Origin of the sequence: Enterobacter cloacae complex sp. 2022EL-00788 (genome assembly GCF_026627565.1) — a bacterium.
GTDB lineage: Bacteria > Pseudomonadota > Gammaproteobacteria > Enterobacterales > Enterobacteriaceae > Enterobacter > Enterobacter pasteurii.
Map to the genome: position 1 here is coordinate 18,882 of NZ_JAPNMC010000008.1, position 21,725 is coordinate 40,606.

General features: G+C 60.8%; 21 protein-coding genes. 11 read left to right on the top strand and 10 right to left on the bottom strand.

Annotated elements, in window-relative coordinates; translation table 11 throughout:
* Positions 1–252 precede the first annotated feature (252 nt).
* The 7 genes from srlA to gutQ all read left to right on the top strand — a co-directional run bounded on the left by srlA (position 253) and on the right by gutQ (position 5,217).
* A complete protein-coding gene (gene srlA, locus OWK27_RS13910; RefSeq protein WP_148421340.1) occupies positions 253–816 on the top strand; it encodes a PTS glucitol/sorbitol transporter subunit IIC in 564 nt (187 codons plus the stop codon).
* Entirely contained in the window at positions 813–1,772 is a 960-nt protein-coding gene (gene srlE, locus OWK27_RS13915) for a PTS glucitol/sorbitol transporter subunit IIB (protein ID WP_252004299.1), read from the top strand. The genes srlA and srlE overlap by 4 nt, the downstream gene beginning before the upstream one ends.
* A 12-nt stretch (positions 1,773–1,784) precedes the next feature.
* On the top strand, positions 1,785–2,147 hold the full coding sequence (gene srlB / locus OWK27_RS13920; RefSeq protein WP_148421336.1) for a PTS glucitol/sorbitol transporter subunit IIA: 363 nt from the start codon (positions 1,785–1,787) through the stop codon (positions 2,145–2,147).
* A gap of 14 nt (positions 2,148–2,161) precedes the next feature.
* Entirely contained in the window at positions 2,162–2,941 is a 780-nt protein-coding gene (srlD, locus tag OWK27_RS13925) for a sorbitol-6-phosphate dehydrogenase (protein WP_148421334.1), read from the top strand.
* 121 nt (positions 2,942–3,062) lie between these two features.
* Positions 3,063–3,422 (top strand): transcriptional regulator GutM, encoded by a 360-nt coding sequence (gene gutM, locus OWK27_RS13930; RefSeq protein ID WP_148421322.1) that lies wholly within the window; start codon positions 3,063–3,065, stop codon positions 3,420–3,422.
* Between the two features lie 63 nt (positions 3,423–3,485).
* Positions 3,486–4,259: a glucitol operon DNA-binding transcriptional repressor SrlR gene (gene srlR / locus OWK27_RS13935; RefSeq protein ID WP_148421320.1), complete on the top strand. Its 774-nt coding sequence runs from the start codon at positions 3,486–3,488 to the stop codon at positions 4,257–4,259.
* Complete coding sequence (gutQ, locus tag OWK27_RS13940; protein WP_267590607.1) at positions 4,252–5,217, top strand: arabinose-5-phosphate isomerase GutQ; 966 nt, start codon at positions 4,252–4,254, stop codon at positions 5,215–5,217. Before srlR ends, gutQ begins: the two co-directional genes overlap by 8 nt.
* Here gutQ and norR read toward each other — a convergent pair.
* Positions 5,214–6,728 (bottom strand): nitric oxide reductase transcriptional regulator NorR, encoded by a 1,515-nt coding sequence (gene norR, locus OWK27_RS13945; RefSeq protein WP_267590608.1) that lies wholly within the window; start codon positions 6,726–6,728, stop codon positions 5,214–5,216. The genes gutQ and norR overlap by 4 nt on opposite strands.
* Before the next feature lie 187 nt (positions 6,729–6,915).
* Here norR and norV point away from each other — a divergent pair, with 187 nt between their 5' ends.
* The gene (gene norV, locus OWK27_RS13950; RefSeq protein ID WP_267590609.1) at positions 6,916–8,358 is read left to right on the top strand and encodes an anaerobic nitric oxide reductase flavorubredoxin; all 1,443 of its coding nucleotides are present in this window, start codon (positions 6,916–6,918) and stop codon (positions 8,356–8,358) included.
* Positions 8,355–9,488, top strand: a complete 1,134-nt coding sequence (gene norW, locus OWK27_RS13955) for an NADH:flavorubredoxin reductase NorW (RefSeq protein ID WP_148421312.1) — start codon at positions 8,355–8,357, stop codon at positions 9,486–9,488. The genes norV and norW overlap by 4 nt, the downstream gene beginning before the upstream one ends.
* A gap of 86 nt (positions 9,489–9,574) precedes the next feature.
* Here the strand turns inward: norW and OWK27_RS13960 are convergent, their stop codons facing one another.
* From OWK27_RS13960 to OWK27_RS13975, 4 genes are all read right to left on the bottom strand, one after another.
* The gene (locus OWK27_RS13960; RefSeq protein ID WP_267590610.1) at positions 9,575–10,597 is read right to left on the bottom strand and encodes a HoxN/HupN/NixA family nickel/cobalt transporter; all 1,023 of its coding nucleotides are present in this window, start codon (positions 10,595–10,597) and stop codon (positions 9,575–9,577) included.
* Position 10,598: 1 nt separating this feature from the next.
* Positions 10,599–12,815: a carbamoyltransferase HypF gene (gene hypF, locus OWK27_RS13965; RefSeq protein ID WP_267590611.1), complete on the bottom strand. Its 2,217-nt coding sequence runs from the start codon at positions 12,813–12,815 to the stop codon at positions 10,599–10,601.
* Positions 12,816–12,821: 6 nt separating this feature from the next.
* On the bottom strand, positions 12,822–13,367 hold the full coding sequence (gene hydN / locus OWK27_RS13970) for an electron transport protein HydN (protein WP_063869411.1): 546 nt from the start codon (positions 13,365–13,367) through the stop codon (positions 12,822–12,824).
* Positions 13,368–13,499: 132 nt separating this feature from the next.
* Positions 13,500–14,513, bottom strand: coding sequence for a LacI family DNA-binding transcriptional regulator (locus OWK27_RS13975; RefSeq protein WP_193356066.1), 1,014 nt, complete (start codon positions 14,511–14,513; stop codon positions 13,500–13,502).
* 214 nt (positions 14,514–14,727) lie between these two features.
* Here OWK27_RS13975 and ascF point away from each other — a divergent pair, with 214 nt between their 5' ends.
* Positions 14,728–16,179 carry a PTS cellobiose/arbutin/salicin transporter subunit IIBC gene (gene ascF / locus OWK27_RS13980; RefSeq protein ID WP_193356067.1) on the top strand — a complete coding sequence of 484 codons (1,452 nt, stop codon included), beginning with the start codon at positions 14,728–14,730 and terminating at the stop codon, positions 16,177–16,179.
* Between the two features lie 18 nt (positions 16,180–16,197).
* On the top strand, positions 16,198–17,622 hold the full coding sequence (locus OWK27_RS13985) for a 6-phospho-beta-glucosidase (protein WP_267590612.1): 1,425 nt from the start codon (positions 16,198–16,200) through the stop codon (positions 17,620–17,622).
* A 65-nt stretch (positions 17,623–17,687) separates the two neighbouring features.
* On the opposite strand, the gene hycI is transcribed toward OWK27_RS13985, so the two are convergent.
* From hycI to hycE, 5 genes are all read right to left on the bottom strand, one after another.
* Positions 17,688–18,161 (bottom strand): hydrogenase maturation peptidase HycI, encoded by a 474-nt coding sequence (gene hycI, locus OWK27_RS13990; protein ID WP_252004290.1) that lies wholly within the window; start codon positions 18,159–18,161, stop codon positions 17,688–17,690.
* Complete coding sequence (locus tag OWK27_RS13995; protein WP_267590613.1) at positions 18,154–18,564, bottom strand: formate hydrogenlyase maturation HycH family protein; 411 nt, start codon at positions 18,562–18,564, stop codon at positions 18,154–18,156. Before OWK27_RS13995 ends, hycI begins: the two co-directional genes overlap by 8 nt.
* Positions 18,561–19,328, bottom strand: coding sequence for an NADH-quinone oxidoreductase subunit B family protein (locus OWK27_RS14000; RefSeq protein ID WP_148421297.1), 768 nt, complete (start codon positions 19,326–19,328; stop codon positions 18,561–18,563). Before OWK27_RS14000 ends, OWK27_RS13995 begins: the two co-directional genes overlap by 4 nt.
* Positions 19,328–19,870: a formate hydrogenlyase complex iron-sulfur subunit gene (locus OWK27_RS14005; protein WP_267590614.1), complete on the bottom strand. Its 543-nt coding sequence runs from the start codon at positions 19,868–19,870 to the stop codon at positions 19,328–19,330. The genes OWK27_RS14000 and OWK27_RS14005 overlap by 1 nt, the downstream gene beginning before the upstream one ends.
* A 133-nt stretch (positions 19,871–20,003) precedes the next feature.
* Positions 20,004–21,713 (bottom strand): formate hydrogenlyase subunit HycE, encoded by a 1,710-nt coding sequence (gene hycE, locus OWK27_RS14010; RefSeq protein WP_176609630.1) that lies wholly within the window; start codon positions 21,711–21,713, stop codon positions 20,004–20,006.
* Between the last annotated feature and the right edge of the window lie 12 nt (positions 21,714–21,725).

The following is a 21,725-nucleotide window of genomic DNA, read 5'->3' on the forward strand; positions in this document are numbered from 1 at the left end:
GTGGCATCCATTTAACGAGTCCGGTAAGAACCCAGTATGGTAAAGCATCCCCGACTCCTCAAGGAAGCGGTACGCACCTTCCCAACGTAAATCAGCGCTTTTTTCTGCCGAAAACAATTCACCGCATCAATAAACTTTCAAAATAATCTATTTTTCTTTCATTGTGAGATCTAAATAACACTTTAAAACCTTTCAAAATGATTATTATTAGCCCCAGTTATACAAAACAAAAAAGCCTTACAGGAGAGAAGAATGATAGAAACCATCACCCACGGTGCCGAGTGGTTCATCGGGCTGTTCCAGAAAGGGGGCGAGGTGTTCACCGGCATGGTGACCGGGATCCTGCCCCTGCTGATCAGCCTGCTGGTGATCATGAACGCGCTGATTAACTTTATCGGCCAGCAGCGCATTGAACGCTTCGCCCAGCGCTGTGCCGGAAACCCGCTGTCCCGCTACCTGATACTGCCCTTCATCGGCACCTTTGTTTTCTGCAACCCGATGACCTTAAGCCTTGGCCGCTTTATGCCGGAGAAGTACAAGCCGAGCTACTACGCCGCCGCCTCCTACAGCTGCCATTCCATGAACGGCCTGTTTCCGCACATTAACCCCGGCGAGCTGTTTGTTTACCTCGGGATAGCCAGCGGCCTCACCACCCTTGGCCTGCCGCTCGGCCCGCTGGCGGTGAGCTACCTGCTGGTTGGCCTGGTGACTAACTTCTTCCGCGGCTGGGTAACGGACCTGACCACCACCCTTTTCGAGAGAAAAATGGGCATCCAGCTTGAACAAAAAGTTCACCTTTCAGGAGCGACAGCATGAACCGGATCCGCATTGAGAAAGGCACGGGCGGCTGGGGCGGCCCGCTGGAGTTCGACGCCGCCGCAGGCAAAAAGATCGTCTACATCACCGCGGGCACGCGCCCGGCGATCGTCGACAGGCTGCGCGAACTCACCGGCTGGGAAGCGGTCGACGGCTTCAGGGAGGGCGAGCCGCCGGAAGCGGAAATCGGCGTGGCGGTCATCGACTGCGGCGGCACCCTGCGCTGCGGCATCTACCCAAAGCGCCGCATTCCTACGGTGAATATTCACTCCACCGGGAAATCGGGCCCGCTGGCGCAGTACATCCTTGAAGATATTTATGTCTCGGGCGTGAAGGAGGAAAACATCACTCTGGTGAATGGCACTCCCGCGCCGCAAAAAGCGACACCGCGCGAGTACGACACCAGCAAGAAGATCACCGAGCAGAGCGACGGCCTGCTGGCGAAGGTTGGGATGGGGATGGGGTCCGCCGTGGCGGTGCTGTTCCAGTCCGGGCGCGACACCATCGACACGGTGCTGAAAACCATTCTGCCGTTTATGGCCTTCGTCTCGGCGCTGATCGGCATCATCATGGCGTCCGGCCTGGGGGACTGGATTGCCCACGGCCTTGCCCCGCTCGCCAGCCACCCGCTCGGGCTGGTGACGCTGGCGCTGATCTGCTCCTTCCCGCTGCTGTCGCCGTTTCTTGGCCCGGGCGCGGTGATTGCCCAAGTCATCGGCGTGCTGATTGGCGTGCAGATTGGCCTGGGCAACATTCCCCCGCACCTCGCCCTGCCCGCCCTGTTTGCCATTAACGCCCAGGCGGCGTGCGACTTTATCCCCGTCGGGCTGTCGCTGGCCGAAGCGCGTCAGGAGACCGTGCGCGTGGGCGTGCCGTCCGTGCTGGTCAGCCGCTTCCTGACGGGCGCGCCGACGGTGCTGATTGCCTGGTTTGTCTCCGGCTTTATTTATCAATAAGAGGTTCCTGCGATGACCGTTATTTACCAGACCACGATTACCCGCATCGGCCAGAGCGCAGCGGATGCGCTCAGCGACCAGATGCTGATCACCTTCCGCGAAGGGGCACCGGCGGATATCGAAGAGTTTTGTTTTATCCACTGCCACGGCGAGCTGAACGGCGAGCTGAAGGCAGGAAGTCAGCTTGAACTGGGCGAGGCGCGCTATGCCGTGACCGCCGTCGGCGACGTGGCCGAGCAGAACCTGCGCGAGCTGGGCCACATCACCCTGCGCTTCGACGGCCAGCCGCAGGCGGAATATCCCGGCACGGTGCACGTTGATGGCCCGGTTCCGCAGGCTGTTACCCCAGGCTGCACGTTAAAATTTGTTGCGTAATTAAGGAGAGTCACATGAGTCAGGTTGCCGTTGTCATTGGTGGGGGACAAACCTTAGGCGAGTTCCTCTGCCGTGGACTTGCCGCTGAGGGTTACCGCGTGGCGGTAGTGGATATTCAGAGTGAAAAAGCCGCCCGCGTGGCGGACGCCATCAACACCGAGTATGGCGAAGGGATGGCGTACGGGTTTGGCGCAGACGCCACCAGCGAGCAGAGCGTGATGGCCCTCGCCCGCGGCGTGGACGAGATTTTTGGCCGTACCGACCTGCTGGTCTACAGCGCGGGGATAGCGAAAGCGGCGTTCATCAGCGATTTCGAGCTGGGGGACTTTGACCGCTCGCTGCAGGTGAATCTGGTGGGCTATTTCCTCTGCGCCCGCGAGTTTTCCCGCCTGATGATCCGCGACGGCATTCAGGGGCGCATCATTCAGATCAACTCGAAATCCGGGAAAGTGGGCAGCAAGCATAACTCCGGCTACAGCGCGGCGAAGTTTGGCGGCGTGGGGCTGACGCAGTCCCTGGCGCTGGATCTGGCCGAATACGGGATTACCGTTCACTCGCTGATGCTGGGCAACCTGCTGAAGTCGCCGATGTTCCAGTCCCTGCTGCCGCAGTACGCCACCAAGCTCGGAATTAAAGCTGAGGAAGTGGAGCAGTACTACATCGATAAAGTGCCGCTGAAGCGCGGGTGCGACTATCAGGACGTGCTGAACATGCTGCTGTTTTACGCCAGCCCGAAGGCCTCGTACTGCACCGGGCAGTCGATTAACGTCACCGGCGGGCAGGTGATGTTCTGATCGAGCGGTTTGTTTTCCCCTCACCCCGGCCCTCTCCCCACAGGGGAGAGGGTGTGTTTTGTCCCCTCTCCCCTGTGGGGAGAGGGTTAGGGTGAGGGGTGAGGAAAAATAAGGAGCTAATATGGTAACCGCATTAATCACCGTCGCCGCCCTCGCCTGGCTCTGCCAGATGGCGTTTGGCGGCTGGCAAATTCATCAGTTTAACCGCGCGTTTGACGCCCTGTGCCAGAAGGGCCGCGTGGGCGTCGGGCGCTCCGGCGGCCGCTTCAAGCCGCGCGTGGTGGTTGCCGTTGCGCTGGATGAACACGATCGGGTGTGCGACTCCCTCATCATGCGCGGCATGACGGTGTTTGCCCGTCCGGCGAAAATTCAGGCAATCAACGGTATTGCGCTGCATGAATTACAACCTGATGTGATCTTTCCCCATGATTCGCTCTGTCAGAATGCACTATCATTAGCGCTTAATCTGAAACATGGATAATTTCGTTGTGAAAGTTACAGACTTGCGAAATTATCATTTCGCAACGTAAGGAACGAAGCGCCTATGAAACCTCGTCAGCGGCAGGCGGCCATTCTTGAGCATCTGCAAAAGCAGGGAAAGTGCTCGGTAGAAGAGCTGGCCCACTACTTTGACACCACCGGCACGACAATACGCAAGGATCTGGTGTTGCTCGAAAACTCCGGCGCCGTCATTCGTACCTACGGCGGCGTGGTGCTTAACAAGGATGAAGCCGACCCGCCTATCGATCACAAAACGCTGATTAACACCCACCAGAAAGCGCTGATTGCCGAAGCGGCGGTGAAATTCATTCACGACGGTGATTCCATCATCCTCGACGCGGGCAGCACCGTCCTGCAGATGATCCCGCTGCTCAGCCGCTTTAACAACATCACGGTGATGACCAACAGCCTGCACATCGTCAATGCCCTGTCGGAGTTCGACAGCGAGCAGACCATCCTGATGCCCGGCGGTACCTTCCGTAAGAAATCGGCGTCGTTTCACGGCCAGCTGGCGGAGAACGCCTTCGACCACTTCAGCTTCGATAAGCTGTTTATGGGCACCGACGGCATTGACCTGAATGCGGGCGTGACCACCTTCAACGAGGTGTTCAGCGTCAGCAAAGCGATGTGTAACGCCGCGCGGGAGGTCATTTTAATGGCGGACTCGTCGAAGTTTGGCCGTAAAAGCCCCAACATTGTCTGTAGCCTGGAAAGCGTCGACAAGCTGATTACCGACGCGGGTATCGACCCGGCGTTTAAAAAAGCGCTGGAAGAGAAAGGCATCGACGTGATCGTAACCGGAGAGAGAGATGAGTGATTTTCTGTTAGAAACGGGCCGCCAGACGCTGATGCTGGAGCTACAGGAGGCCAGCCGCCTGCCGGAACGTCTGGGCGAGGATTTTGTCCGCGCGGCCAACACCATTATCCACTGCGAAGGCAAAGTGATTGTGGCGGGCATTGGTAAATCCGGCCATATCGGCAAGAAGATTGCGGCGACGCTTGCCAGTACCGGCACCCCGGCATTCTTCGTTCACCCTGCCGAAGCGCTGCACGGCGATCTGGGGATGATCGAAAGCCGCGACGTGATGCTGTTTATCTCCTACTCCGGCTCGGCCAAAGAGCTGGATCTCATTATTCCACGTCTCAAGGAAAAATCGGTTGCGCTGCTGGCGATGACCGGAAAATCCCGCTCGCCGCTGGCGCTGGCCGCCAGGGCCACGCTGGATATCTCCGTTGAGCGCGAGGCCTGCCCGATGCATCTGGCTCCGACCTCCAGCACCGTCAACACGCTGATGATGGGCGACGCGCTGGCGATGGCGGTGATGCAGGCGCGCGGCTTTAATGAAGAAGACTTTGCCCGTTCGCATCCGGCCGGGGCGCTTGGGGCACGCCTGCTCAACAAGGTTCACCACCTGATGCGCACGGACGATGCCATTCCGCAGGTTAAACTCGACACCAGCGTGATGGACGCGATGCTGGAGCTGAGCCGCACCGGGCTGGGGCTGGTTGCGGTGTGCGATAACGACAGCCTGGTGAAGGGGGTATTCACCGACGGCGACCTGCGTCGCTGGCTGGTGGGCGGCGGCGGTCTTGAGGCGCTGGTCTCAGAGGCGATGACCAGAGGCGGGCTGACGCTGAATGCCGACAGCCGCGCCATTGAAGCCAAAGAGGTGCTGATGAAGCGCAAAATCACCGCCGCCCCGGTGGTGGACGAGCACGGCAGGCTGTGCGGCGCCATCAACCTGCAGGATTTCTACCAGGCGGGGATTATTTAACCCTTCAGCCCAAGACGTTTCGCCAGCCGGTGAAGGTTGGCGACGTCCATCTCCAGCGCCCGCGCGCACGCCGCCCAGCTGCGGTTATTCTGCTCCAGCGCGCGGGTAATCATCTGACGCTGAAATGCTTCCGTCGCCTCGCGCAGGTTTTCGCTGGCGCACTCAGGCGCAGCCGGCTTCACGATCGGCGCACTTTCCTCATGCAGCGCAAAATGCCGCGCATGAATAACCACCTCATCCCCCGAACGCGTCGCCCGCGCCAGCACGACCGCACGGTGAATCGCATGTTCCAGCTCGCGCACGTTGCCCGGCCAGCCGTAGCTCAGCAGGTGCGACCTCGCGCCGGGGCTGAGCACCACCCGGGAAAGCCCCATTTTGAGCCGACACTGCTCGCAGAAAAAGCCCGCCAGCAGCACCACGTCGTCCCCCCGCTCGCGCAGCGGCGGCACGGAGAGCGGAAACACGCTCAGGCGGTGGAACAGGTCAGCGCGGAAATTGCCCGCCAGCACCTCCTCGCGCAGATCCCGGTTGGTCGCTGCCAGCACGCGCACGTCCACCCGATGGCTGCGGTCATCGCCCACGCGCTGGATGTCGCCGTACTGCAACACCCGCAGCAGCTTGGCCTGTAGCGAAAGGGAGAGTTCGCCAATTTCGTCCAGGAACAGCGTGCCGTTATCGGCCATTTCAAACTTGCCGCTGCGGTTGCTGATCGCCCCGGTAAACGCCCCTTTGACGTGGCCGAACAGCTCGCTCTCCGCCACGCTTTCAGGCAGGGCCGCGCAGTTGAGGTACACCAGCGGGTTCACTGCCCGCGGCGAAGCCTCATGGATGGCTTTCGCCACCAGCTCTTTACCGGTACCGGTTTCCCCGAAGATCAGCACGTTCAGGTCGGACGCGGCGACTATCTCAATCTCTTTTTTTAGCTGCTCCATGCCCGGCGAAAGGCCGATCATCTCCGTGTGCGCCACCTCGCCGAACGCCGTCGGGCTGCCGGGAAGGATATTCTGGCTCTCCAGCTGCTCTATCAGCAGGGCGTTGTTCAGCGCACCGGCCGCCAGCGCGGCAATGAGGCGCAGCTCTTCGTCGCTGAACGTATCAAACTGGTCCGGCGACATGCCATCGAGGGTGAGCGCGCCAATCAGGTTCTGCCCGGCGAAGAGCGGAAGGCCGATGCAGGCGTGTACCTTCAGGCTCTCCTGTCCGGGAATAAGCCCGTCGTACGGATCGGGCAGATCGCTGTCCGCCGGAAACCGCACGACGTCACCCGCGCGGGCGATAGTCTCCAGACGCGGATGGCCTTCCAGCGTAAAGCGTCGCCCGAGCACGTCCTGCGCCAGCCCGTCGATAGCCAGCGGAATAAACTGCCGCCCCTCATAACGCAGCAGCGCTGACGCATCGCACGCCAGCACGTGGCGCAGCGTAGAGATCAGCCGCTGAAAGCGGTCCTGATGGCCGATACCGGTTTGCAGTTCAATGGCGATCTTCGCCAGCACGTCTACGGAAAAGCTCATGTCTGCCTCACAGTCATTTTGACAATACATAGTGTCATATTGACAGCTTTTTAGATAGTCATAATGACTACCTATTAGGGGTCATAAATTTATATTTTCATTATTATCAATAATTTAAAAAGTTGGCACGCAACTTGATATAGGTACAGCATCTTATTTGAAAACGCTGTATTACGCTGAGGTTGCTATGTCTATTCTGGTTAAAAATAACATTCATTGGGTTGGTCAACGTGACTGGGAAGTACGTGATTTCCACGGTACGGAATATAAAACGCTGCGCGGCAGCAGCTACAACAGCTATCTCATCCGTGAAGGTAAAAACGTCCTCATCGATACCGTCGACCACAAATTCAGCCGCGAGTTCGTGCAGAACCTGCGCAGCGAAATCAACCTGAACGATATCGACTACATCATCATCAACCACGCGGAAGAGGATCACGCCGGGGCGCTGACCGAGCTGATGTCTTACATCCCGGACACCCCGATCTACTGCACCACCAACGCCATTGACTCCATCAACGGCCACCACCACCATCCGGAGTGGAACTTCCACACCGTAAAAACCGGCGACACGCTGGATATCGGCAACGGCAAACAGCTGATCTTCGTGGAAACCCCGATGCTCCACTGGCCGGACAGCATGATGACCTACATGACCGGCGACGCGGTGCTGTTCAGCAACGACGCCTTCGGCCAGCACTACTGCGACGAACGCCTGTTCAACGATGAAGTGGATCAGGCCGAGCTGTTCGAACAGTGCCAGCGCTACTACGCCAACATCCTGACGCCGTTCAGCCGCCTGGTAACGCCAAAAATCACCGAGATCCTCGGCTTCAACCTGCCGGTGGACATGATTGCCACCTCCCACGGGGTGGTGTGGCGTGAAAACCCAACCCAGATCGTTGAGCTGTACCTGAAATGGGCCGCGGATTATCAGGAAGACCGTATCACAATCTTCTACGACACCATGTCCAACAACACCCGCATGATGGCGGACGCGATTGCCCAGGGGATTAACGAAGTCGACCCGAACGTGGCGGTGAAAATCTTCAACGTGGCGCGCAGCGATAAAAACGAAATCCTGACCAACGTCTTCCGCTCTAAAGGCGTGCTGGTGGGGACCTCCACCATGAACAACGTGATGATGCCGAAAATTGCCGGCCTGGTGGAAGAGATGACCGGCCTGCGCTTCCGTAACAAACGCGCCAGCGCCTTTGGTTCACACGGCTGGAGCGGTGGCGCGGTAGACCGTCTCTCCACCCGTTTACAGGACGCCGGTTTTGAGATGTCCATGAGCCTGAAGGCGAAATGGCGCCCGGATCTCGACGCGCTGGAAGTCTGCCGTCAGCATGGCCGCGACATTGCCCGCCAGTGGGCGCTCGCACCGCTTCCTGAGGTTGCAGCCCAGCCCGCCGAACAGCCGCAAGCCTGTGCCGGGGCAGCCAGCGCCGATCTCGGCCCACGCATGCAGTGCAGCGTCTGCCAGTGGATTTACGATCCTGAACTGGGCGAGCCGTTGCAGGATGTCGCGCCGGGCACGCCGTGGAGCGAGGTTCCGGACAACTTCCTCTGCCCTGAATGTTCCCTCGGAAAAGACGTCTTTGACGAACTGGCAACGGAGGCAAAATGAGCAACGGTATCGTCATCATCGGCTCGGGCTTTGCCGCCCGCCAGCTGGTGAAAAATATCCGCAAACAGGACGCTAGCGTGCCGCTGACGGTGATCGCCGCCGACAGCATGGACGAATACAACAAGCCCGATCTGAGCCACGTCATCAGCCAGAACCAGCGCGCCGAAGATCTCACCCGCCAGACGGCGGGGGAGTTCGCGGAACAGTATAACCTGCGTCTGTTTCCGTACACCTGGGTGACCGATATCGACGCTGACGCCCGCGTGGTGAAGGCGAAGGATAAAACCTGGCAGTACGACAGGCTGGTGCTGGCGACGGGGGCATCTGCGTTTGTGCCGCCGGTTGAGGGCCGCGAGCTGATGGTCACGCTCAACAGCCAGCAGGAGTATCAGGCCAGCGAAACCCTGCTGCGCGATGCCGCCAGGGTGATGATTGTCGGCGGCGGGCTGATTGGCACCGAGCTTGCGATGGACTTCTGTCGGGCGGGTAAATCCGTCACCCTGGTTGACCACGCGGCCAGCATTCTGTCGGCGCTGATGCCGGCAGAAGTAAGCAGTCGCTTACAGCATCGTCTGACCGACATGGGCGTCCATCTGCTGCTGAAATCGCAGCTGCAGGGCCTGAGCAAAACCGAAGGCGGTATTCGCGCGACGCTTGACCGCAACCGCAGCGTTGAGGTGGATGTGGTTATTGCGGCGACGGGTCTGCGCCCGGAAACCGCGCTGGCGCATCGCGCCGGGGCCGAAGTAAACCGCGGCGTGAAGGTAGACAGCTACCTGCAAACCACGCAGCCGGACATTTATGCCCTGGGCGACTGCGCGGAAATTAACGGCCAGGTGCTGCCTTTCCTGCAGCCGATTCAGCTAAGCGCCATGTTCCTGGCGAAAAACCTGCTCGGGGGCAGTGCGCCGGTGAAATTACCCGCCATGCTGGTGAAGGTAAAAACGCCGGAGCTACCGCTGCATCTCGCGGGCGAAACGCAGCGTCAGGATCTGAACTGGCAGATCGCCATTGAGCCTCAGGGCATGGTGGCGCGCGGTACGGATGCTGACGGCCAGATGCGCGCCTTTGTCGTCAGCGAAGACAGAATGAAGGAGGCCTTCGCGCTGCTGAAATCGTTACCTGCCTGACCCTCTCTGCCACGCTTACTTAACCTTTGGATTATATTGTCCGCAGCCCCGATGTCCTGGGGCTTTTTTTATGGCACCAGCCTGAGTCAGGAACGCACCACCAGCGCGTCATAGCCGCGCCAGCGGTAGTTGGCCATAGAGATCAGCCAGCAGGCGACAAACAGCTCGACCACCACAAATCCGGCATCGCCAAGATTGTCGTTTACCGCGCCAATCAGATCCCACGCGCCGCCGCTGAGGCCAAATTTGTCCATCAGCAGACCCAGCGCTTCCAGCCCGCCGATAAACAGCGCCACCACTACCGAGGTGCCGGTGATAGTCATGTTGTAGTACAGCTTGCGCTGCGGCTTGTTGAACGCCCAGCCGTACGCGCCAACCATCAGCAGGTTATCGAGCGTATCCACCAGCGCCATGCCGCTGGCGAAGAGCGCCGGGAAAATCATGATTGACCATACCGACATACCGCTGGAGGCGCTGGCGGCGGAGATCCCCAGCACGCCAATCTCGGTGGCGGTGTCAAATCCGAGGCCAAACAGGAAGCCGACCAGATACATCTGCCAGCTTTTGTTGACGAGGCGGAAGGTTTTGCCAAACAGCCAGTTCATCACGCCACCCTGCGCAGGAAGCGTGACGTCCCCCCGCACCGGCCTGCCGTTTTTCAGCGCCCGGAAACTGCGCCACACGCCGCGCAGGATCACCATATTCACCAGCGCCATCGCCAGCAGGAAGGTGGCGGATACCGCGGTGCCAATCAGGCTGCCGGTTTCGTGAAGCCAGGCCATATTCTTCTGAAACGCCGTGGCGGTGGCGGCAATAGCGATGGACGCCAGCACCACGATGGTGGAATGTCCGAGGGAAAACCACGCGCCCACCCCGGACGGGCGTTTGCCCTGCTGCATCATCTTACGCGTCACGGTATCAATGGCCGCGATGTGGTCAGCATCCACCGCATGGCGCAGCCCGTAACACCAGGCCAGCAGGCTGGCGGCCATCAGCGCCGTACTGCCGCTAAAGGTGCGCCACGCCAGCCCCCATGCCAGCAGATTAGCCATTACCAGAGCCAGCAGCAGGCACGCTGCGCGCGGTTCATTGCGTAGAAGTCGTAACATTTTAAGTCCTTTGTGAACATGACCGGGCGGCAGCAACCACCGCCTGCCCGAAGGCAATCGCGCCGTCACCTGCGGGCAGGCGCGAAGGAAACAGAAGCGTGAAATCAGAAAGGTAATAGCGAAAGCGCGCGCGAAGCAGACGGTTGTGCAGGACGCCCCCGCTGAAGCACACCGCAGAGAGGGAGAGACGGCGGGCATGCGTTGCCGCCAGCTTGCTCAGCCCTTTTGCCAGCGCGTCGTGAAAGGCCCACGCGCGCTCGCAGGGTTCCGCCCGCCAGGCCAGCCACTGCTGCCAGAAACCGGCAAGGTTATCCGCTTCCAGCGTCACCGGATGGTCGACGCCCGCGCACCGGGCGGCCAGCGCCTCCAGCCTGCATGCCGCTTCGCCTTCATAGCGCTGTGCGTTTATGTCCAGCGCGCAGGCGACCGCGTCAAACAGGCGACCGCAGGACGACGCCAGCGGCGCGTTGATACCGCGCGTCACGGCCGCTGCCAGCAGCGGCCAGTTCTCACGCTGTACGGCACCGGTTTCCGGGTACTGCTGCCAGTCGGGCACGAACGCCAGGCAGTGGGCGAGTAAATTGCGCCACGGCTGTTTCGCTGCCAGATCGCCGCCCGGCAGCGCGACGGCGGGCAGGCCGCCGAGCCGTTCGCAGTCGAGATAGTTGACCCGCAGGCACTCGCCGCCCCACAGCGCGCCGCTCTCGCCCATGCCGATCCCGTCCAGCGTCAGGGCGATAACGTCCCCGCCGTCGAGCGGCCAGTTATTTTCCGCCATGCACGCCGCGGCGTGGGCGTGATGATGCAGCACGGTTTCAACGGGCAGCGCCTGCTCCTGCGCCCACCGGCGGGCGCGATACCCCGGGTGCGCATCGCACACCACGCGCTCCGGCTGAAAAGCGTAGATTTTCTGCATCAGCGACAGCGCCGTGCGCCACTGGGCGTCTACGCCGTCGTCGCTGAGGTTGCCAAAATGCTGGCTCAGCACCGCGCGATCTCCGCGTACCAGGCAGAAGGTATTTTTCATGTCCGCACCGGTGCATAGCATGGCAGGGCTCTCGCTGAACCCGGCGGGAAGCGTGATGGCATCCGGCACAAACCCGCGCGCGCGGCGCAGGACTGCGCCCTCCCGATCCATCACCGAATCATCCATCCGCTGCAGAATGTCGCGGTTGTGCAGCAGAACGCCGTCGGCAATGTCGCCGAGCGCCTCCAGCGCCTGGCGGTTGGTGATGGCGGGCGGACGGCCGCTGAGGTTAGCGGAGGTCATCACCAGCGGGCGCCCGCAGTCCATCATCAGCAAATGCTGAAGCGGGTTAGCGGGCAGCATCACGCCGATCGTATCCAGCCCCGGCGCAATCTCCTCCGGAAACGCGGGAAGGCAGGCTTTTGGCGTCAACACGATCGGCGCAGCGGCCGAGCGTAACAGCGTCCGTATCGCCTCCGGCAGGCCATCCGCATCGGGGATCATCACCGCCAGCGGCTTCGCCGGGCGCTGCTTGCGTGCCCGCAAGGTCATTATCGCCGTGGGGTTAAGCGCGTCGCAGGCCAGGTGAAACCCACCCAGCCCTTTAACCGCCACGATGCCGCCGTTTTTCAGCCTCTCCACCGCCGCGCTTAACGCCGGTTCGCGGGTGGCAATAGCGTCACCGGCTCGCCACTCCAGCTGCGGCCCACAGTCCGGGCAGGCCACCGGCTGGGCGTGAAAGCGGCGATCGGCCGGGCTGCGGTACTCCGCTTCACACGGCGCGCACAGCGGAAAGCCCGCCATCGCGGTCGCCGGACGGTCATAGGGCATCGCGCGAATGATGGTGTAACGCGGGCCGCAGTGGGTGCAGTTGATAAACGGGTAGCGATAGCGTCGCTCGCGGCGGTCGCGCATCTCCGCCAGGCAGGCGGGACAGGTAGCGGCATCCGGGACGATTTGCGTGTCCATCGTCCCGCCCTCGCTGTGGCGAATGACGAACGAAACCGGCTCCGCTGCCCAGATGAACGGCTGCACGTCGATGCAATCGATGCGGGCCAGCGGTGGACAGTCCTGGCGCAGCCTTGCGGTAAAGTCACCCCCACTACCCGCGAGACGCACCAGGACACCCTCTCCGTCGTTGCACACGTCGCCTGCCAGCTTCAGCCGGTGCGCAAGCTGCCAGACGAAGGGGCGAAACCCCACGCCCTGCACTTTGCCGCGCACCCGAAGCTGAACGCCGTTAACGCTCATTGCGGCTTAAAACAGCAGCGATGACGAAGTGTCGAAGGCCGCGCGGCGGCGTTTTTCGGCACTCATCTGTTCGAGCTTGTCGCGATCCACGCACACCAGCGCGTGCGTCGGGCAGGCTTCCATACATGCCGGACCGGCGTCGCGGTGATAGCACAGGTCACATTTATTGGCTTCGGCTTTCTCCGCGCGCACGCTCAGCCCGATACCGCTGTTGCGCACCACCGGGCGGACCACCACCTCCATCGCGCCATACGGACACGCCACCACGCAGGTTTTGCACCCGATGCAGCGCTCCTGCATCACGTGCACAAAGCCTTTTTCACGCTTAATTGCCCCGTTTGGACAGACGTTGGCGCAGGGCGCATCTTCACACTGACGGCAAATGGCGGCGGTTGAAATATTCACGCCCTTAATAACGTGAATACGCGGCAGGAACGTGTCGGGGGTCAGAGCGGCGCAGTCCTGCTCTGCCTGATGGGACACCACGCACGCAACCTCACAGGTGCGGCAACCAATGCATTTACTGGCATCGGCCATAATAAAACGGTTCATCTGCTTCTCCGGCATAACGGTTATGCGCGGAGTTATTCATAAAGCGTGCCAGTTTTTAATGCATTGATTTTAAAGCAGAAGAAAAGCAAGGCGTGCTGTCATCGTCATTAGTGACGATGACAGATGTCGACGTCAGCGGTGCGGGCCGGCAATAACGGAGTCGCGCAGGATAAGCTCGCCGGAGAAGGTTTGCTGGTATTTAAACTCACCGCCGTCGAGCATGAAAATCAGGCGGCTGATGGTCTCCTGAATCATCTCCGTCACCGGAATACGCACGCTGGAGAGGGACGGCACGATATAGGGCGCGATGGCCACGTCGTCAAAGCCGATGACGGACACCGCGCCCGGCGTGGCGACGCCGCTCTTGTGCAGCTGGCTGATGGCGCCAATCGCCATATCGTCGTTGCTCGCCACCAGCGCGGTAAACGGTTCGCCGCGGGTAAGCAACGCCGTGACCGCCGCCGCGCCGCTGGCCGGATTCCACTTTCCTTCGGCGATCAGCTCGTCACGCAGGGCAATGCCGTGCTGCGCCAGCGCATCCTTATAGCCGGAAAGACGCTCAACCCCGGTGGGGGAATCCAGTGAACCGGTGATAAACGCAATCTCCCGGTGCCCTTGCGCAATCAGCTTCGATACCGCTTCCTGACAGGAGGCTTTATGATCGGACCAGACGCTGTGGCTGCTGTTTTTACGTAAACGGCGGTTGAGCACCACGATCGGCTGCTCGCATTTGTCGACGATTTCGTCCAGCTCATCCACGCTCAGAAAACGCGGGTAGATAATCACCGCATCACAGCGCATATCCAGCAGATACTGGATCGCCTCGCGCTCCTCTTCGGCGCTGTGTTTGCCATCGGCCAGTATCAGCTGGCGGCCCTTTTCCTCCGTCATGCGCGCGGCGTGGAACAGCAGCTCGCTAAAGTAAACGCCGTGATAAAGGGTGTTCGTCACCACCAGCCCCAGGGTCCGGGTACGTTTGGTCGCCAGGTTTCGCGCCAGCAAATTAGGGCGATAGCCGCTCTCTTCGATTGCCTGAAATACCCGGTCTTTGGTCTCCTGGCTAACGTAGCCGTTACCCGACAACACCCGGGAGACCGTCGCTTTCGAAACGCCTGCCCGCTTCGCCACTTCCAGCATCGTGGTCATATTGTTATTCCATGTAAAACTGATGAGCCGCAGTGTACTGCACCGCGGAAAAATTGTCGCAGCGGCGTTGTCACGCTTCCGACTCCCCATTGCGATCTGCATCACGAAACAAAAAAATGTACAAAAAGCGATCTTGTTTCATTCATAGAAACTAATGATGATTATGTGAAACCGGTTTCCTACATTTCTCACAACGATAACAGGATCACATCCGATGGCAAAAAATTACGCTGCGCTGGCGAACGAGGTGGTTAGCGCGCTTGGCGGCAAAGACAACATCGTCGCCGTCACCCACTGCATGACGCGCCTGCGCTTCGTTCTGAAGGACGAAAGCCTCACCGACGCCCCGCGCCTGAAAAGCATCAGCGGCGTGCTCGGCGTGGTGCGCAACGACAACCAGTGCCAGGTGATTATTGGCAACACCGTCTCCCAGGCGTACCGCGAAGTGGTCAACCTGCTGCCGGCTAACCTGCAGCCAGCCGTACCGGAAGGTCCACAGAAGCTGACCCTGCGGCGGATTGGCGCCGGGATCCTCGATGCGCTGATCGGCACCATGTCCCCGCTGATCCCGGCGATCATCGGCGGGTCGATGGTCAAGCTGCTGGCGATGATCCTCGAGATGACCGGCGTGCTGGGCAAAGGCGACCCGACGCTGACGATCCTGACCGTTATCGGCGACGGCGCGTTCTTCTTCCTGCCGCTGATGGTGGCGGCGTCCGCGGCGGTGAAGTTCAAAACCAACATGTCGCTGGCCATTGCCATCGCGGGCGTGCTGGTTCACCCGAGCTTTATCGAGCTGATGGCGAAGGCCGCGCAGGGCGAGCACGTTGAGTTCGCGCTGATTCCGGTGACGGCGGTGAAGTACACCTACACGGTGATCCCGGCGCTGGTCATGACCTGGTGCCTGTCGTATATCGAGCGCTGGGTGGATCGTATTACCCCGGCGGTAACCAAAAACTTCCTGAAGCCGATGCTGATCGTGCTGATTGCCGCCCCGCTCGCCATCGTGCTGATTGGCCCGCTGGGGATCTGGATCGGCAGCGCCATCTCCGCGCTGGTCTATACCATTCACGGCTATCTGGGCTGGCTCTCCGTTGCCATTATGGGCGCGCTCTGGCCGCTGCTGGTGATGACCGGGATGCACCGCGTCTTTACCCCAACCATCATCCAGACCATTGCCGAAACGGGTAAAGAAGGGATGGTGATGCCGTCGGAAATCGGCGCTAACCTGTCCCTCGGCGGCTCGTCGCTGGCGGTGGCGTGGAAAACCAAAAACCCGGAGCTGCGCCAGACGGCGCTGGCGGCGGCGGCCTCCGCCATCATGGCGGGGATCTCTGAACCGGCCCTCTACGGCGTGGCGGTACGCCTGAAGCGTCCGCTGATTGCGAGCCTGATTAGCGGCTTTATCTGCGGCGCGGTGGCCGGCATGGCCGGTCTTGCCAGCCACTCGATGGCGGCACCGGGGCTGTTCACCAGCGTGCAGTTCTTCGACCCGGCTAACCCGATGACCATCGTCTGGGTGTTCGGCGTGATGGGGCTGGCGGTAGTGCTGTCGTTTGTTCTGACCCTGCTCTTAGGGTTTGAGGATATTCCGGTAGAAGACGAAGCCGAAAAAGCGCGCGCCCTGCAAACCGCACCGGTTCAGAACAAAGCAGCAGAAGCATAAATTGAAAGCGAGGTAAGAATGTCTGTTTTTCCACAAGGATTTTTATGGGGCGGCGCGCTTGCCGCCAACCAGAGTGAAGGAGCTTACCGTGAAGGCGGTAAAGGGCTGACAACGGTCGATATGATCCCCCACGGCGCACACCGTCTGGCGGTAAAGGTCGGCAAGGAAAAACGGTTTTCGTTGCGTGACGACGAATTTTACCCGAGCCACGAGGCGATTGATTTTTACCATCGCTACAAGGAAGACATCGCCCTGATGGCGGAGATGGGCTTTACGGTGTTCCGCACCTCGATTGCCTGGAGCCGCCTCTATCCGAACGGGGACGAGCCGCTGCCGAATAAAGAGGGCATCGCCTTCTACCGCGCGGTGTTCGAGGAGTGCAAAAAGTACAACATCGAGCCGCTGGTCACGCTCTGCCACTTCGACGTGCCGATGCACCTGGTGACGGAATACGGCTCGTGGCGCAACCGTAAGATGGTGGATTTCTTCGCCCGCTACGCCCGCACCTGCTTTGAAGAATTTAACGGGCTGGTGAAATACTGGCTGACCTTTAACGAAATCAACATCATGCTGCACAGCCCGTTCTCCGGCGCGGGGCTGGTGTTTGAGGACGCTGAAAACGAGGACCAGGTGAAATACCAGGCCGCGCACCACGAGCTGGTGGCGAGCGCGCTGGCGACCAAAATCGCCCACGAGGTGAACCCGGAAAACCAGGTCGGCTGCATGCTGGCGGGCGGGAATTTTTACCCCTACTCCTGCAAGCCGGAAGACGTGTGGATGGCGCTGGAGAAGGACCGCGAGAACCTGTTCTTTATCGACGTGCAGGCGCGCGGCAGCTATCCGGCTTATTCCGCACGCGTGTTCCGCGAAAAAGGGGTAGTGATTGTAAAAGCCCCTGGCGACGACGAACTGCTGAAAAACACCGTCGACTTTGTCTCGTTCAGCTATTACGCCTCGCGCTGCGCGTCGGCGGACATGAACGCGGGCAACACCAGCGCGGCGAACATCGTGAAGTCTTTACGCAACCCGCACATTCAGGTGAGCGAGTGGGGCTGGGGCATTGACCCGCTCGGCCTGCGCATCACCATGAACATGATGTACGACCGCTACCAGAAGCCGCTGTTCCTGGTGGAAAACGGCCTCGGCGCAAAGGACGTCATTGATGAAAACGGCGAAATTAACGATGACTACCGCATCAGCTACCTGCGCGAGCACATCCGCGCGATGGGCGACGCCATCGAGGACGGCGTGCCGCTGATGGGTTACACCACCTGGGGCTGCATTGACCTGGTCTCGGCCTCAACCGGGGAGATGAGCAAGCGCTACGGGTTTGTCTACGTTGACCGCGACGACGCCGGTAACGGCACGCTTGACAGAAAGCGCAAGAAATCGTTCTGGTGGTACAAGAAGGTGATTGCGAGTAACGGGGGGGATCTGGCGTAGCCTGCGCTCCCCCTCACCCCGGCCCTCTCCCCACAGGGGAGAGGGTGTGTTTTGTCCCCTCTCCCCTATGGGGAGAGAGTTAGGGTGAGGGGCTGGAACCCACCCTTTCCAACCCATCCCGCAAGCCGTGAATAGACCACCTCCACCGCCGCTTTCACCGGCGGCGTCATCGGGTAATAAAACCCGACGATGTCCGGCTGGATGCCCAAAAACAGCACCTCGCCAACATCCTCTTTAATCTGATCCACCAGATAGTTAAGCGGCATGTTGTGGGTGGTCATCATGAACATCTCCGCGATATCGTCCGGATCGATCAGGCGGATTTCCCCCGGGTTCAGCCCCATATCGGTGGCGTCGACGATTAACAGCCTGTCCGGGCGAAGCTCGCGAATGGCAACCACGTCGTTTTCCGGCGCGCTGCCGCCGTCGATCACGACCCAGCTCCCCTGCGGGCTGGCCGCGCACATCTCCGCCAGCAGCGGGCCCGCGCCGTCGTCGCCCATCATGCTGTTGCCGACACACAGTAAAACGTCAGTCACGTAATCTCCTCACCATCAGGTAGATGGCGCTCTCCTGATGAATATCGTGCAGCATGCCGAGCAGCGTTTTGCTCCACGCCTGCTGCGCCGGGGTTTGCACGCTCAGCGCCGCGTCAAAAGCGTTGGCGAGCATCGTAATGTGGTTGGCGTCGATAACGATCTCGCCATATTTCGGCACGCCCTCCATTTTACGCCGCGCCGCACTGCCCTCCTCCAGCGTGGCGATCCACGCCAGGTACTCGGGCCACGGGCAGCTTAACGCCGTTTCAAGGCAGTCGATCACCCCGAGGTGGTGCCCAATCGCCAGGCTGTAATAGACCACCTGCTGCGCCGCAACCGGCGTGGCGTCGTTCTCATCAATAAATTTACGGCTCAGCTGGCTGAACACCACCGTTTCACTCATCGGATACGCGCCTCATCCACTACGCTGTTCAGGTTCGCCACAATCTCATTGAGGCGCGGATCGTTCTCCGCCTCCAGCCAGCGCGCCACCTGATGCTCGCCCTGGCTCAGCAGGCGCAGATAATCGTCGGCAATCTGGCGGCCATAGCGATAGCCCGCCAGCTTCCGCGCCGTGCGGTCGACCTTGACCCGCAGCGGCTGCACCATGTCCGGGTGCAGGAGCATCGCAGGCTGGTTGTCGAGCTCACCCGGTTCGCGGGCGTGGATTTTCTGCTCCAGCAGGCCAAGCGCCATCGCAAAGCCGTACAGCGTGGCGGCAGGCGTCGGCGGGCAGCCCGGAATGTAGACGTCCACCGGCACGATTTTGTCGGTACCGCCCCAGACGCAGTAGAGGTCGTGGAAGATACCGCCGCTGTTGCCGCAGGCTCCGTAGGAGATGCAAATTTTCGGATCCGGCGCGGACTGCCAGGCGCGCAGCGCGGGCGATCGCATAGCGCGGGTAACGGCGCCGGTAAACAGCAGGATGTCCGCATGGCGCGGGGACGGCACCACCTTGATGCCGAAGCGTTCGGCGTCAAACAGCGGCGACAGCGTGGCGAAGATCTCGATCTCGCAGCCGTTGCAGCCGCCGCAGTCCACGCGGTAAACGTAGGCCGAGCGTTTGATTTTTTTCAGCAGCGACGCCTTCATGCTGGCGATGGACTCCTCCACCGTCATCGGCACCGGGATGCCGTTATCGTCGCGCGGGCCGAGTAAGTTTTCCATCAGCTGGCCTCTCTCATATGGCGGGTTAAATCGATGCGGTCAGACGGCAGCAGGCATTTCTGCCGCTTGCACTCCGGGCAGGTTTCAAAGCTTTCACGATGGTGCTCCGCGCGGGCGTCGCCGTTGTGCTGCAGCAGGGCAATGGCGTAGTCGATCTCCTTTTGAACGGCGAACGGGCGGTTGCAGACGCGGCAGCTGCACAGGTCAAAGCGCGACTGCTGTAAAAAGTCCTCTTTCCTCCACACCGCCAGCTCGTACTCCTGAGAAAGACGAATGGCGACCGTCGGGCAGACCTCTTCGCAGCGGCCGCAGAAGATGCAGCGCCCGAGGTTAAACTGCCAGGCCAGCTCGCCGGTTTTCAGATCCGTTTCCACCGTTAAGGCATTCGACGGGCAGGCGTTGACGCAGGCCGCGCAGCCGATGCACTGCTGCGGGTTGTGCTCCGGCTTGCCGCGAAAGTTTTTATCCACCGGCATCGGCTCCAGCGGAAAGCGGCTGGTGGGCGTGCCGGTTTTGATAGCTTTTTTGATAAAGGTAAACATTTTTACTCCTGCTTTCGTGCGGTTTTCTCACCCTCACCCTAGCCCTCTCCCTGAAAGGGAGAGGGAACCGTTCGCCCCCTCGCCCCTCTGGGGAGAGGGCCGGGGTGAGGGGTTACAGACCGCACAACATCAACTATTTCAGCGGCGAGTTCTTACGCTCAATGCTGTAGCGCTCAAGCTCTTTGTACGGCACCACCTGGCTTTTCTTCTTGCGCACGTCCACCACGGTCATGCGGTCGGTGCAGGAGTAGCACGGGTCGAGGCTGCCGATAATCAGCGGCGCGTCAGAGACGGTGTTGCCGCGCAGCATGTAGCGCAGGGTTGGCCAGTTGGCGTAGGTGGCCGCGCGGCAGCGCCAGCGGTAGAGCTTCTGGTTGTCGCCGGTCATGCTCCAGTGGATGTCGTCCCCGCGCGGCGCTTCGGCAAAGCCCAACGCAAAGCGGTTAGGAATGTAGGTGAAGCCCTCCACCATCAGCGGGCCGCCCGGCAGGTTGTCCAGGCCAAAGTCGATCATGTTAAGCGCGGTGAACACCTCGTTGATGCGCACCTTCAGGCGGGAGATAACGTCGCAGCCCTGCTCGCTGTGCACTTCCATCGGCAGCAGGCCGTAGCCGACGAACGGGTGATCGGCACGGGTGTCGCGGGCGTGACCGCTGGCGCGCACCATCGGGCCAACGTTGCTGAAGTCGCGGGCAATTTCCGGGTCAAGACGGCCGATGCCGACGGTGCGCTGCTCGATGTTTGGCGTGCTGAGCAGCATATCCACCAGCTCCTGCACGTCGCGGCGCATCTGCTGGGCAAGCTGGCGGGTCTGGACCATGTCATCCTTCAGCAGGTCGCGGCGGATCCCGCCGATCAGGTTCAGGCCGTAGGTTTTACGCGCCCCGGTGAGGATCTCCGCCATCTTCATTGACGCTTCGCGCACGCGGAAGAACTGCATAAACCCGGAGTCAAAGCCAACGAAGTGGCAGGCCAGGCCGAGGTTCAGCAGGTGCGAGTGCAGGCGCTCTACCTCCAGCAGAATGGCGCGGATCATCTGCGCGCGTTCCGGCACCACGATCCCCATGCCGTTCTCCACCGAGGTGGTGTAGGCGGTGCTGTGGGCAAAGCCGCAGATGCCGCACACCCGGTCAGAGAGGAACGTGACCTCGTTGTAGCCCATGCGGGTTTCCGCCAGCTTTTCCATGCCGCGATGGACGTAGAACAGGCGGTAGTCGGCGTCGATGATGTTCTCGCCGTCAACGAACAGGCGAAAGTGGCCCGGTTCGTCAGAGGTGACGTGCAGCGGGCCGATCGGCACCACGTTGTTCTTCTTGCTGCCCAGCTCGTTGATGAACTCGTAGGTTTCGCTGTCGGTGGTCGGCGCCGGGCGCTGGCGATAGTCCATGCTGTCCTTGCGCAGCGGGTAGAGCTCGTCCGGCCAGTCGTCCGGCAGCACCAGGCGGCGCTCGTCCGGCAGGCCGACCGGCACCAGGCCGTACATGTCGCGCACTTCGCGCTCGCCCCAGACGGCGGCAGGCACGCGCGGCGTTACGGACGGGTATTCCGGCTTGTTCGGGTCGACCTCGACGCGCACGGTGAGCCAGCACTTCTCGCCCTGCTCCATCGACATCACGTAGTACACCGCATAGCTGCCGCACAGCTGGCGCTCGTCATTGCCGAACAGCACCGACAGCCAGCCGCCCTGCCGGTAGTAAAGAAACTCCACCACTTCCGGCAGATAGTTCACCTTCACGGTGACGGTTACCTGGTCTTTGGTCTGCCAGGACTCCTCCAGCACCACGCCGGGGAAAGCCTGATGCAGCGCGGCGAGATACTGCTGACCTTTCTTTTCTTCAGACATAAATACTCTCTT

What these genes read in the sequence shown, in the direction of transcription:
- norW (WP_148421312.1), top strand. Translation starts at nt 8,355, where the DNA reads ATGAGCAACGGTATCGTCATCATCGGCTCGGGCTTTGCCGCCCGCCAG.
- ascF (WP_193356067.1), top strand. Translation starts at nt 14,728, where the DNA reads ATGGCAAAAAATTACGCTGCGCTGGCGAACGAGGTGGTTAGCGCGCTT.
- srlD (WP_148421334.1), top strand. Translation starts at nt 2,162, where the DNA reads ATGAGTCAGGTTGCCGTTGTCATTGGTGGGGGACAAACCTTAGGCGAG.
- gutQ (WP_267590607.1), top strand. Translation starts at nt 4,252, where the DNA reads ATGAGTGATTTTCTGTTAGAAACGGGCCGCCAGACGCTGATGCTGGAG.
- gutM (WP_148421322.1), top strand. Translation starts at nt 3,063, where the DNA reads ATGGTAACCGCATTAATCACCGTCGCCGCCCTCGCCTGGCTCTGCCAG.
- OWK27_RS14000 (WP_148421297.1), bottom strand. Translation starts at nt 19,328, where the DNA reads ATGGAAAACTTACTCGGCCCGCGCGACGATAACGGCATCCCGGTGCCG.
- srlE (WP_252004299.1), top strand. Translation starts at nt 813, where the DNA reads ATGAACCGGATCCGCATTGAGAAAGGCACGGGCGGCTGGGGCGGCCCG.
- hycE (WP_176609630.1), bottom strand. Translation starts at nt 21,713, where the DNA reads ATGTCTGAAGAAAAGAAAGGTCAGCAGTATCTCGCCGCGCTGCATCAG.
- OWK27_RS13960 (WP_267590610.1), bottom strand. Translation starts at nt 10,597, where the DNA reads ATGTTACGACTTCTACGCAATGAACCGCGCGCAGCGTGCCTGCTGCTG.
- OWK27_RS13975 (WP_193356066.1), bottom strand. Translation starts at nt 14,513, where the DNA reads ATGACCACGATGCTGGAAGTGGCGAAGCGGGCAGGCGTTTCGAAAGCG.
- OWK27_RS13985 (WP_267590612.1), top strand. Translation starts at nt 16,198, where the DNA reads ATGTCTGTTTTTCCACAAGGATTTTTATGGGGCGGCGCGCTTGCCGCC.
- srlR (WP_148421320.1), top strand. Translation starts at nt 3,486, where the DNA reads ATGAAACCTCGTCAGCGGCAGGCGGCCATTCTTGAGCATCTGCAAAAG.
- OWK27_RS13995 (WP_267590613.1), bottom strand. Translation starts at nt 18,564, where the DNA reads ATGAGTGAAACGGTGGTGTTCAGCCAGCTGAGCCGTAAATTTATTGAT.
- srlA (WP_148421340.1), top strand. Translation starts at nt 253, where the DNA reads ATGATAGAAACCATCACCCACGGTGCCGAGTGGTTCATCGGGCTGTTC.
- norR (WP_267590608.1), bottom strand. Translation starts at nt 6,728, where the DNA reads ATGAGCTTTTCCGTAGACGTGCTGGCGAAGATCGCCATTGAACTGCAA.
- OWK27_RS14005 (WP_267590614.1), bottom strand. Translation starts at nt 19,870, where the DNA reads ATGTTTACCTTTATCAAAAAAGCTATCAAAACCGGCACGCCCACCAGC.
- srlB (WP_148421336.1), top strand. Translation starts at nt 1,785, where the DNA reads ATGACCGTTATTTACCAGACCACGATTACCCGCATCGGCCAGAGCGCA.
- norV (WP_267590609.1), top strand. Translation starts at nt 6,916, where the DNA reads ATGTCTATTCTGGTTAAAAATAACATTCATTGGGTTGGTCAACGTGAC.
- hypF (WP_267590611.1), bottom strand. Translation starts at nt 12,815, where the DNA reads ATGAGCGTTAACGGCGTTCAGCTTCGGGTGCGCGGCAAAGTGCAGGGC.
- hydN (WP_063869411.1), bottom strand. Translation starts at nt 13,367, where the DNA reads ATGAACCGTTTTATTATGGCCGATGCCAGTAAATGCATTGGTTGCCGC.